At 32.6% G+C, this 12,801-nt stretch carries 10 protein-coding genes; all 10 read right to left on the bottom strand.

All coding sequences use genetic code 11. From position 1 onward, the window contains the following. Positions 1–9 precede the first annotated feature (9 nt). Positions 10–2,250: an efflux RND transporter permease subunit gene (locus ACYQ1E_RS08265; protein ID WP_459877752.1), complete on the bottom strand. Its 2,241-nt coding sequence runs from the start codon at positions 2,248–2,250 to the stop codon at positions 10–12. Positions 2,251–2,254: 4 nt separating this feature from the next. Next, positions 2,255–3,733: a DUF1302 family protein gene (locus ACYQ1E_RS08260; protein ID WP_459877749.1), complete on the bottom strand. Its 1,479-nt coding sequence runs from the start codon at positions 3,731–3,733 to the stop codon at positions 2,255–2,257. Next, the gene (locus tag ACYQ1E_RS08255; protein ID WP_459877746.1) at positions 3,696–4,481 is read right to left on the bottom strand and encodes an outer membrane lipoprotein-sorting protein; all 786 of its coding nucleotides are present in this window, start codon (positions 4,479–4,481) and stop codon (positions 3,696–3,698) included. Before ACYQ1E_RS08255 ends, ACYQ1E_RS08260 begins: the two co-directional genes overlap by 38 nt. Then, complete coding sequence (locus ACYQ1E_RS08250) at positions 4,481–5,398, bottom strand: N-acyl amino acid synthase FeeM domain-containing protein (protein WP_459877743.1); 918 nt, start codon at positions 5,396–5,398, stop codon at positions 4,481–4,483. The genes ACYQ1E_RS08255 and ACYQ1E_RS08250 overlap by 1 nt, the downstream gene beginning before the upstream one ends. 82 nt (positions 5,399–5,480) lie before the next feature. Beyond that, on the bottom strand, positions 5,481–5,993 hold the full coding sequence (locus tag ACYQ1E_RS08245) for a pilus assembly PilX N-terminal domain-containing protein (RefSeq protein ID WP_459877740.1): 513 nt from the start codon (positions 5,991–5,993) through the stop codon (positions 5,481–5,483). Then, on the bottom strand, positions 5,990–6,931 hold the full coding sequence (locus ACYQ1E_RS08240; protein WP_459877738.1) for a PilW family protein: 942 nt from the start codon (positions 6,929–6,931) through the stop codon (positions 5,990–5,992). Before ACYQ1E_RS08240 ends, ACYQ1E_RS08245 begins: the two co-directional genes overlap by 4 nt. Next, the gene (locus ACYQ1E_RS08235; RefSeq protein ID WP_459877735.1) at positions 6,928–7,308 is read right to left on the bottom strand and encodes a type IV pilus modification PilV family protein; all 381 of its coding nucleotides are present in this window, start codon (positions 7,306–7,308) and stop codon (positions 6,928–6,930) included. Before ACYQ1E_RS08235 ends, ACYQ1E_RS08240 begins: the two co-directional genes overlap by 4 nt. Continuing rightward, positions 7,286–7,771, bottom strand: coding sequence for a pilus assembly FimT family protein (locus ACYQ1E_RS08230; protein ID WP_459877732.1), 486 nt, complete (start codon positions 7,769–7,771; stop codon positions 7,286–7,288). Before ACYQ1E_RS08230 ends, ACYQ1E_RS08235 begins: the two co-directional genes overlap by 23 nt. Then, positions 7,756–12,420, bottom strand: coding sequence for a pilus assembly protein (locus tag ACYQ1E_RS08225; RefSeq protein WP_459877729.1), 4,665 nt, complete (start codon positions 12,418–12,420; stop codon positions 7,756–7,758). Before ACYQ1E_RS08225 ends, ACYQ1E_RS08230 begins: the two co-directional genes overlap by 16 nt. Then, a complete protein-coding gene (locus ACYQ1E_RS08220) occupies positions 12,417–12,746 on the bottom strand; it encodes a hypothetical protein (RefSeq protein ID WP_459877726.1) in 330 nt (109 codons plus the stop codon). Before ACYQ1E_RS08220 ends, ACYQ1E_RS08225 begins: the two co-directional genes overlap by 4 nt. Positions 12,747–12,801: the final 55 nt, after the last annotated feature.

Below are 12,801 nucleotides of genomic sequence, written 5' to 3'. Positions count from 1 at the left end.
AAACCTCTCTTAAGATTTCTTCACCATTAATATACATGGCAAAAATAGTAAATCTCCAATAAGGGCTGTTATCATAATGATTGATGTGAGCATTCCAAAATCAAAGGTTGGGTGAAATTTACTTGTTACCAAAACTGCAAAACCAAAAAATAAAATAATTGATGAGCTTATTATAGCCCTTCCCTTATTTTTTAAGGTTATTTCAACAGCACTCGAAATAGACATCTTTTGTTTACGTCTCATTTTTAGATATTCTGTCAAAAAATGAATTGTATCGTCCACAGCAATACCTATAGCAACTGCTGAAATTAATGCTGTTGCAGTGTTTAAGGTTATACCCAATATACCCATAATTGCAAAATTAAGTAATATTGGAAATATGTTTGGAATTAAACTTATAATTCCAATAGTAATGGACCTTAAAACGATTATCATAATTATAGAAATGGTAATACCCGCATAGAGAAGACTTTTTATTTGACTGTTAACCAGTGCATCAATTATAATGACTTGTTGTAAAGCTCGTCCAGTAACCTTTGCCGTAATATCTGGAGGAGTATTTTTTATTAGAAATTTTTCTATTTTTTTGACAATAATCTTCTGTTTTGATGAAGAGTGCACAGAAAGTCTTATTGAAATCCTAGTTTCATCAAAAGATTCTGTTACTAAATCATCGATAGTTGATATATCAAATAAAAGCAAGTATTGAGACACCATATTTTTAGTATCAGGTATTCTATACCATTTTTCATCCTCATTGTGAAAGGATTTATTCATTTCTTTTAGATAATCATTTAAACTAATTACCTTGTCTACTCCTGGTATTTTACTTATATAATTTTGCACTCGTTCAATATAATACAACTTTTTTGGATTTTTAAATCCCTCTACATTTGTTTTTAAATAAACATCTAATGACCCAGTTCCACACAAATTTTTTTCAACAAACATTAGATCTTTATATTCTTTGGTAGAGGGCATAAAAAATCTATTTAAATCAGTCTCCACCTTAACTTTTGATGCCCCCCAAATGGACAAGAGTGATAAAATTATAAAAAAAAGTAATAGCTTAAAGGTATACCTTTTGGTAAAATAATAAATCTTTTCTGTTGACCTACTTATGAAATCTTGTTTTTTTGAAAAGTCCCTAAACACCCATTTTGAAGGAGAAAATCTAAGAATTGGGGGAATAAGAAAAAAAGCATAAAAAAACTCAAATATCATCCCACAGGAAGACATTAGGGCAAAATCCCTAATTGGAGATAGTTCACTACTGATTAAAGAGAAAAAACCAATTGATGTAGTAAGGGTTGTTAAAAAACAGGGCAGAAAAAGTCCTTTTACAATTGAGCGAAGTGCATTAACTTTACTCATATTTTCTAAAAGAGAGGAATCTAAGTGGGTGAATATGTGAACAGTATCAGCAAGAGACATGGCCATAATTAACGGCGGAACAATGGATGTCACATTATGAAGGGCAATCCCTGTTAATCCAAAAACACCCATAGTAGACATCATACAGGCAGAAATGTTTAAAACTGCTATAACTACCAGATAGGGTTTCTTAAAAAAAATCCATACAATAAAAAGGACTAGAGTATAAGTAATTGGTATAAAAACCTTTAAATCTCTCTTCATATATTGGCTTAAAGCATAATCAGTAATGGTCCAGCCGGCTTTATGAAAGACAAAATAATTAGAATACTTATTTAAAACTTTATCAACCTCGTTTAATAATTTTCCTCTATAATCTGGATCATCATCTCGTATATATGCAAATACTATAATTGCTGTTGTAGAACCATCCTCGGAAATTAAATTGCCTCTAAAAAGTGGGTGTTGTATTGCATCTTTTTTTAACTCCCTACATTTCTCTGTAGAATTCGGTATGTATTCTAAAAAATCTCTTACTTCAAAATAATCATCACCTCCTTTTATATCATCTACATTAGCTAATGATATAACATCTTTGGCCAATTTTATTGACTCTAATTCTTTTGTTAATTTTTTTAATATAAGAAGTTTTTTAGGAGTGAATAATTCCTCATCCTTAAAAGCTATGACAAAAAATTCATCACTACCAAAAATTTCTCTAAATTTATCATAGAATTTACTTGCAGAATTGTCTTTCAAATCAAAATAATCTACATTATTAACTGTTTTTACCTTTGGAAGATATGAAGAAAAAAGTATTAACACAAAAATACATAATAACAAAAAAAGTTTTGGATATTTTAAAGATATGTCCATTTTTTTAAAAATACAATTTTAGTTTTATATATATTTCATCCCTTTGATCATATTGACCTAAGAGAGTATCCAGATCACCTCCATAAACAAATCCACCAAATTCTATATCAAAATTGGATATACCTTTGTATATAATATAAGGATTTATAAAATATGAATAATCTGATAGAAAATATGAAGATTTTGTACCTAATTTCCAATCTCCACCATAAAATTCTTTGGACAATTCACCTAATATAGATACATTGTCTTCTTTGAAATACAATATTGAATTTGTATAATTAAAAATATAGCTGTGAGATAATTGAACATTTAAATACAAACCTTCTTCTCCAGTATAATCTATTCCCAGTACATACCACAAATTAGGCCTATGAATGGAAGTAAGAGTTTCAGTTAAAAAAACTGTCTTATCAAAATAAGCCATTTCTCCCCTTATACCGAAATCTCCTATCCCGCCCTCAAACTCAACTCCATAAATATTTCGTCTTACATACGTAACCTCCACATCCTTATTTTCCATTCTCAAATAAGGAAGCTGACTGAGAAAGTTGTCTCCAGAAAAATCTTCTTTTATTTTAAGTCCAGAAACAGGAAAAAACTTTATATAAGGATTTGGATCAAAACTATTTAAATAACTAACAGCAAAATCCAGATTTTCTAAACTAAATCCAATGCGTACTCCACCCTGAAAATTTTCAATTTTCTTAGGGGGGATATCTTTCTGAATATTCAGATTATCTACGTAATTTTGAAGGTATTCCCTCACCTGTGGCGGTAAGGGAAATTTATCTAAATAATATGCAGAACTTTTTTTAAGCTCTTTAAAAACAGAATAATTTCTATCAAAAAAATAGACCTCATTTGGTTCAACAAAAGGAATAATAACAGCTTCAAACCTTACATTTTTTTTAAAAAATTCAACATCAGCCATCCAATTTGGAATTTTTCTATCTTCATATGGAAGAATTATAAATTGTCTTAGATCCTGGGAATTCAAATTATCCACAGGACTCACTTGATCAGTCTTGCCCCATCTAATAATCTGTTTACCAATTCTAACTCTGACAGGTCCTCTGTTTAATACAACGAACCCTTCATAAAGACCAAAATCTTCATCCCGTTGAACATCAGAATCCTCTGTATACAACAGACTCCATTGGAGGGAAAACTTAAGATAGGATTCCTTCTTAGTAAAAACAAAACCCTGATCTTTTGGTGTGAGATCATATTTTAGAGTTGTTCTAACAAGAGGAAAGGCATATTTTTTATATTCAAAATCATCGTCCTTTATTTGCCGTCCCATTCTTGATTCCATTATACCAGTTAATGACACCTTATTTTTTATCTCCTTAAAAAAACTATATTTATTAATTTTTGGAGAACCGCTTCCAATGCCTGTCCTTCCACAAATAAAAAAAATAATTAATATTAAAAGAAATTTATTACCAATTTTCCAGATTTCTTTTTGTAAATAACTCATCTCCAATCCCTGGTTTGTTGTATTTAATTTCCTGAACTTTCAATATAGTCTTATGTTTTTTCTTTAAATTTTTCATAACCATTTCCATTGGAGTCCATATCCCTTGAATCTTTTCTAATTTTTTAACTGTTAAAACTTTATATAATTCATTACGTTTGTTATAAAATTCTGTTTTTATACTTAGAAAAATATCTTTAGGCACATAACTTCTAATCAACGAATATTTCGTATTGGTATGGGGCCTAGGAACAGATTCAAGGATAAAACATTCCTTGTCACCAATTTTTTTCTCTCCAACTATTCTGTGGTCAAATTCATCTACCCTTCGTCTTTCCATATCTTCATAAGTAAAATCGCTGTTAACAAATGATCTGCCCTTTTGTGAAGATACGATTCTTCGAGTTCGTCTAAGTGCTGGTAAATATAAATATTGCGTAGTTTTACCATCTTTATCTTCTATAGATAAAAATCCTGTTCCAGCAATGTCTTCTGGTTCCAAAAATCTAATGAAATTTTTTCTAAGAGAATTTTTTTCCATAAAAATACTCACAAATTTTCTTTCCCTTTTCCTACCTTTTTTATCAACTAATATCATAGAGACCTTTGACATAGAATTATCTCCGATATATCTATCATATATCTTCTGGGCAAGTTCTCTTCCTGTAATATCATGGCCATAACAAAAGCAAGGTAAAAAAATAACATAAGATATAACTAAAAATAGTGAAGCTTTCATTAAATTGAACATTATAAGACCCCTTTTTTGTCTAAACCTTTGTATGCTTTTAGTAATTTCTCCCTTTGTTTAGGAGTTAACTTTTCCTTTATACTTGGTTCTTTTTCCAAAAAATATGCTATTGTGTCAGCATCAATTTTTTTGGGTCTTGGCTTTATCTTTTCTAAATCTTGTCTAAAAATAGAGGAGGTCTTTATAGGTCTTGTGCCTGTCATTAAGTAAAAATAGTAATCCAAAGGGGTTTCCATATCTAATGCATTAAATATCTCTATCATATCTTCAATTGACTCTTCTACTTTGCCTCGCAGAGCTATTGCAGGGGCATTTACCCTTGGATACATTTTTTCTTCTCCAAATTTTTCAAAGGGAAACAAATTCATATAATATCTAACATGTCTAGGATTTATTGTAATACAAATATCATCAACTCCTTTGTATAAAGAATACCAAAACATTACCTGCACTTGATATAAAAAGATATTTTTCCACCTGTATTCTCTCGGGGTTGCCAAGGCAGATAACTCAACTATCTTTCTATTTTGAGCCCTAAGAACATCAACTTCTTCTTTATAAATACAATCCATGGGCAGCCCAAATTCTTCAGTATCAAAAATCTCAGTCAAAGTAGATATCACTGTTAAATACTTTTTAGCAATAATGTGTACTGTGTCGGGTAAAAGAGAATATATGGAGAAATACAATTTGTGCTCTTTCGGTTCTGTTATATATTTCTTCTCCCAGTACACTTGATAAACCAGAGCAAATGCTTGTTCTAATTCATCTTTTGTTTCGGCAAACTTTATTGCAGGCTTTTCCAGACCCTCTAAATTAAATCTTTTTAAACCTGAATATTTAATCCTTAAAGTTCTACGTCTATCTAAACCCTTTTTGTGGTATTTAGATACATTAAAATCTTCTTCTTTTAACATAGGGTATTCTCCTCTTATTGTCATCTTCCACCTTTTCTTAATATCAACATTAATTAGTTAATGATATTGATCACAATATTTTTTAAAACATTTGTTGATAAACCACCTGTATCCAAGTTCTTTCATTTGTTGAGTTGGCTACCCCAACAAGCTCAAAATTATATATAAAACCATCGGTATATCCCTTACAGTCAATTATTTTTGCATAAACAGTATATGAACCGTAATTTTTTTTCCAATCAGCAAAATTTATAATATCAGAAGGGTTTGAATTGGATGTGCATTGGGTGAGATTAGTACAAAAATTGCAGACACTAGCCCACAAATTGGTATCTCTTCTTAGCTTACAGATATGGCCAGTTATCCAATTGGGATCAGAGGTATTTGTCCAATCAGAAGATTTCAAAGTAGAAATGAAGTCTTCCATCCCACCTTTAGTGGCTTCAAGTGAAGAGATATATCGCTTGATATTCCCAGAATGTCTGGTGCTTGTCAAAATTAAAGTGAAAACCGCTGCACCAAATATCACTACTATCAAACTCAATAAAAGTGCGGTTATAAGTGCAATACCATCTTTTTCTTTGACTATGATCACCTATTTTCCCTCCTGAAATTCATAGGAGTAATAGTAATTTTAGCAACCTTCCATCTATAGTGAAGTTCATCTCCAGTAGGCGTAAACTGTCCCAATACTAGGCTAGAGGTGGCATTGAGATAAATAGTTCCCTGGGAATAATTAAAATCTAAATCTCTTCGACCCTCATGATATAAGATAATGACATTTATTTCTTTTACCTGTGTCCTAATATCTGAGGGAGTCCCTGGAAGAGTTGTTGTCCATTGATCAATCGCACCGTCGCCATTGGTGTCCAGTCCAAATGCCACCTTAAAATCCTTAACACAGTCAAAAATAGGTTGAGCTCCACTTGAATTTCCATTTGCTAATATTTCTTTTCTAGTGAGTTCAAAAGTGCCAGGGGCGCATGTAGTCAAAACATGACTGTTTGAGAGTGAATATTGAATTTCATTGTAAGGTCTATTAATTGAGGAGGTGGAGTCTAATAACCCAAAAAGTAAATAAACACCATTTGCTGGATTAAGTGTTATGTTGTAACACGTACTATTCAAATTATAATCTAAATCTAACGCAACATAACAAAAGCTGGTATCGTTGCAGTTACTGCTTGTAATATCTGAAGCTTCAATTGTAAAAAATTTAATACTGCTCGGGTCTATATAACCAAAACATTTTGTAGCGGAATTTCTGAGTAACAGCGTAGATCTTAAAACTAAAAGACTTCCATTATAACTGATTGGACTATTATTTATATCTAAACCAAAACCACAATTTTCAATGTCTCGTCTTATCAGCTCAAATGTAATTAACTTGTCAATATTACTTTTAGATATAGAACTCTGATTTTTATAAGATTTCAAAATATTAATATAAGACTGTAAAACAGCAGCTAACACCAAAGATAATACTGCCAAAACAACCAATAATTCTATTAATGTAAATCCATCTTTTCTCATGGTCTATGTATTACACTGTTTAAAGTTATATTTTGGGTACTATTACTTGACGGATAACTATATGTTACAGTTATTTGTACTGGATTATTTCCAGAGGTAAAACTACTTACACTAGGAGCTGAAATGGTATATAAAATAGAAAAATTTCTGAATTCTCTGATTATATTACTGGGACAGTTAACTCCATTTCTTAAATCCTCTATACATTCTTGAGCCACTTTAATGGCTTCATCTCTAATTGTATTCTTTACATTTATTTTACTATAAACAGCCATTATTTGAAGAATTCCTAAAATAACTATTGTTAATAATAAAAAACTAACCATTATTTCCACTAATGTGAAACCATCTTTTTTAGTAATTACAGTTTGTTCCATCCCAATTCCCTATCCTTATTCGTGTAACTGAAATAGAAATACAATTTTGCTTAAAAGTCGTGATAGTATTATGTGGTCGAAGATTTATAAGATTTTTGGCAATACCATCTGTAAATTTAACATAGGAAGAACTACTCTCAAAGCTTTTATTTAAATTAATAGTTGCAATAGTTTCAGATCCTGCATCAGTGATATCACCCTCATTATCAGTATCACATTTAATCTCTACATTTGTAAATGGAGAAGTTCCGAAAAATACTCCACAAACTCTTTTCTCTAGGTAACTCTTCATTCTTGCATCGCTAATTATTGAATAAAGTTGCTTAATATCATATTCATAATCATATTTTTTCTTCCATTTTGTGTATTGAGGAACTGCAATGGATAACAATATTGCCATAATACTCAAAACAACTAGGATCTCTATTAGTGTTATACCATGTAACTTTACTTTTCTATCCATAATAATATCTTTCCTGAACCAGAAATATCTGGACTGATAAAGGGTGTTGGAGATTCAGGAGTAATTCCAGGTCTCCATGGTGTAACTGGACCTGTAAATGAAGTAGTAGGTCCTGTACCTACGGTGAACTGTTCAATATTACCCTGGGATAATTGTAGAAAAAGCTTTCCTTTAGTTCTATTAGTATCAACTTTGTAACCAGGACAATTTTGATTGGATAAATCTTCTCCAGTTGCGCAATTTAGTTGCCACATTCTAGATCTGCCTCCAAAGCTACATACATCTGTAGTAGGCTGTGTGGTTGAGAAAAATATAACATCTAAATCTGTTACAGTAGGATCGGCTATCATCCTTTCTTTGAAGTATTGATCTTCTTTGGGATCCAATTTCTGGTACCATGAAACAGTGCCATTGTTATCATCTAAATGGTCACAGGCTTCACTCGCCGAATGGGCATTATTGATGTTACAGTTACCACCTGTTAAACAACCATCTATCCTAACGCCATATAGTATTTCTTGATCATTTTGGTTTTGGCCAGGATCGTCATTGGGATAAAAATATCTTCCTGTGCCAAAATAGATATAATTCATATCAAAACATTTTGAATATTCTATTTTTGCAGTGATTGGTTTTATGGAACTATTGAATACTTTAATAATATCCCAATTTTCTGGGTCAGAATCATCTATTTTCACTCCCAATACATTGCCCTGAAATGTACTGCCAGATTGACGTGTTGTGCCAAGAAAGACCATATCAGTATTTCCATCATTGTTATAATCTATTCCTTGTGTAAATAACCTTCCTCCGAATGATTTATTAAAAGATGAAAGTGTTGAAGAAACAGAATTATCTATTTTTGTAACAGAGGATATAGTAAGAAAATTGTCTAATGTAGGGTCGGAATTTAATTGTAAGACAAAGAGTTTTAAATCTTGATCAGATTCTCCTCGGTAATTAGTTGGTCCAGAGGCAAACATTATATAATAATTATTATCTTTTTTTATAAAAGCTGGGCCTGAATAAGTAAAACCAAGTTCAGGGTCAGTGAATTCCCATAAAAATTTTGGCGAAGTACTATTAGTAATATCTAAAGCAAAGTATGAGGACAATCCAATACAATTATTGGTTGCTGGGTTATAGTTTGATGGAGAAGGACAGGTATCTAACGGTGGGTTTACACAATTAGTTCCTGAACAGCCAACACCTCCTCCAAGCCTCATACCACCTATAAGTATCTTTTTATCTATCTTTTTATCATTGTTAGTATCTATTTCTATTATATATGGCATAAGGTCCACATAATACAGATGGCAATATTTGGTATCGGTCAATGCTCTTAAATATGGAAGGGAGTTTTTAGGGATATAGCTCCAGAGCTCTTCTCCTAATTTGTCTGTTTTACATTCACTGCTCTTGTCATTGCAGAGTTTTATATCCTGGTATGCATCAAGGCCATCATATCTTAATTTCCCCAGTCTAAATGCATGCAACATCCCATCATTTGCTCCTACATAGACTATTGAATAATCATCATAGTCAACTATTTTGGGGGTAGAATATATGATATCTCCCAATTTCCACGTATTGGTTCCATCAATTTTTCGAGATCTAAATCCAGATATATCTGTACCATAGATATATTTAATTAAATTTTCATATGATATAGGATTATAAATGAGTGTTCCATTAGAATTACTTTCATTGTCTATTATTTCATCTTTATCTTCATCACCAAATAAATATGAATAAGTTGAATTTAGAGCTTTTAGTTCTATAAGTTGCTGTGGATTATTGGGCTCAGTTGCATTCACATAAGTGTAAATTTTTCTAGTGGTAGCATTTTTTTGCGCTAATTTGGAGCCTGCTTCCCACACAGGAGTAAGTTCATCCAAAGACATATATGTTGTGTATAGAGATGAATTTGAACCATCACAAGTGCTTTTATAAGCTTTTATATTTAAATTCCCAGTTGAATTGTCTATTAAGAAATCCAAGATTAAATCACCGCCCTCTGTCCCAGACGAACATATATCCAGGGCCTTGTTTGATATTGTATCCTCTCTAATATTTGAATAAGTTAGATTAAAATAGAACCAATAATTATACAAATATCCTAACCAATTAAGTTCATTTAAAGGAAATTGTTTTTTAGGATAGAAAACTGCTTGGATAAGATTTTTTCCTACTTTATTTTTTTTGGTAAGAAGTGAAGCCGACGTAGCAGAAGCAGTTTTACTGAGAATGTCAGCAAAGACTTTGTTTAAAGTAGTTTCTATTTGACTCGGGTCCGAGACAAAGAAATATGTGTCTGGAAAACCATCACTGTCTTGATCCCATTCACTTTGCAAGTCTGGTTTATTATTGCCATTTATATCATCAAATCCTCCCCATTTTGCAGCATACCATAAGGGATTTTTCAAAAGAGTAGCCGTTGAACCGGAAGATACCGTAAAAGTTTTTTCCCAAACAAGAGGCATGTTGCATACAACCGAAGGAGTATTCCCGTCACAGGCTCCTGAATCTTTATCTCGTACTGGTAAATACACCCCATCTTCAGTGGTCCCTGAAATGGCAAACCCCATTACTTGATCAATACATCCTGCAGCATAATCAGAACTCAATTTGACTTTAACATGCGAATTATCAATAACCTCATATTCATAGGTTACAATCGCATCCATGTCATGGTCTGCACCTTGTTCTACGTCTTCAAAATTTATTCTAAACTGTCCGTGTGTTGACGTAATTTGGGTTACATAAAAGTCCACAATTTGATTTGAGGAACAGTAAGAATTATTAGAACAGTTACTAATAACTAAACCTTTATTGTAGTCGTAAGTTAAAGTGCATTTGTGCGCGCAAGAGTTATATATACCTAAACAACCACTTACTGATTTACCTATTGGCACAAGGGTTACTATATGTGAACCAACTTGCATTTTTATTCTTGGTATCGGCGAAGATAGAGCTACTGTATAAGTAGTTATGTTTTCACGGTTTAATTTATCTTTAAATTGAGTCTTAGCATAATAAGCAAGCGCAGCCGAATAGTAACTTCCCTGCTTTGTTGGTTCCTCAGGACATAACCCTCTTACACTTCCTAAATTAGAAATATCTTTGGCAGAACAGATAAAATCATTTTCTCCACCACTTTGACCGATAAAATGTGAAGTATTTGTAATGCTTTCTTCATCCCCAATGGTTTTTGCCAATTCTTTTACATTTAAATCAGGGAGATCTCCAGAATAACTGTTAAAATCGCTCCCTGGCACTTTGTCTGAATCATAGCTTGGATTAATATCGCTTATAACAATTATTGATGGCTTGGAACACCAGGGGAATATGGCGTAAGGGTCATTCCAATCGGGTTTGGGAAGGTCAAGTCCGGTATCTTGGGAAGAAGAGTAGGTAAAATCAGAGGTAGGGGATCCCTTCCCGGCGAAATATCTTTCCGCCTCATACATCATTTCGCCAATGGGGTTACCCCACATTCTACATTCACCTTCCTGAAGAGGGCGAGTGGTAATCCAGCCACAAGTATAGCTACCTTGATAACTATAATCTGAATAGCGGAAACCAACTGTTCTTAAGCGATTGATCGTTTGAATAATACTGCCCTTATCACCAATCGTTGTATTAAATTCACCTGTATTTGGATCTATTTCATCATTAATACTCCAGATCTGTTTTCTTAACACACCTCCACTTAAATTTTTGGTATAGCTTCCTGTAATAAGACCAAAATATATTGATGCTAGATTAGTGCACAGTCCTTCCCCCCCACAATCAGCATCAGTACTACATGGGTTGAGACTTTTAGAACACACCTTATTCCCGCCTTCTCCGTATTTTTGTAATAAACCAATAGGTTTATAATTTCCATTTGGATATTGCTTACAGTTATCCTCAATGCATACAGAAGGATCACACACTTTGACGCGCACAAAATATTCATGTGCGGGTGTGCCTAAACTGTTGTCACATACAGGTCTTTCTTTTGATACCCATTCCCATATTCTATGAGAATTATTAAGCAAGACTCTTATCCGATGAGGCTCTCCGTCGCTCAAAGAAGTTACGCAAAATAGGTGTCTTTTTCCACCCTGAGGGGGGTCAAAAGGGGTTAATAACCGTGTATCTTCACCTACATACTCTTTACCCCAACTATGAGCATCCTGGGGAATAAAGACACCCTCTAACACCGTTTCTGAAGCAGTATCCGTGCTTCTATATCCCCCATAAAGCGCTTTTCTTAAAACATCCATACGAGACATAGAAAGCCAGTTTAAAAAGTTGCCGCTCCATTCATCTTCTTCACCACAATATTTATTATTTGTATGTCTTGTAGGAATAAATTTAGAACCATCATATAGGTAACATTTATAGGGATCAAAATACCCATAGTAATCTATACTATGTTTATATCCTACATCTAACTGACCATCTCCATCAATATCAGAAGCATCATTATACACCTCATAATATAACTTGTGGTTTCTTCCCATAACTAACATTACAAGAGGAGGTGCTTGAGCAGATATAAAAGGAGGTATAGAACAATAATCCTGCTGGACTGAGGATAAACTATACAGAGGAAATAGACAAAACAAAATTACTAGTAAGCTTAACCAGATTTTTTTCATTTTTTATACCTCTCTATTAAAATTTTATAAAGAGTATCATATACAACTTTAACTGTTACCCAATCCCTAATTTTTATGTTTTTCCATGAAGCTGGAATCTCAAAAAATATTCCATTTTTTTTGGTTTGGATACTAACTTTACAGTCAGAGACAATCTTAAAAGTCTTTCCTGAGATATTGATGAAATGTCCCTCTATACTTATCACTTTACCGTTAAAATAATAATGACCTTGGGCGAAACTAACAGAAAGTCCCCCTACACAAATGGCACCTGTTAAGATTAACATTAATATCAATTTAAATATTAAATTACGCCTGACTTCCATTTTTATCCCCTCCTTTTTAAATCTCTTTAGTAGACACTCATTACTAGTCCATCCA

It is taken from the genome of Desulfothermus naphthae, from assembly GCF_054657475.1.
The sequence above is the reverse complement of the archived record's forward strand: the minus strand, read 5'-3'. Positions and strand labels throughout refer to the sequence as shown.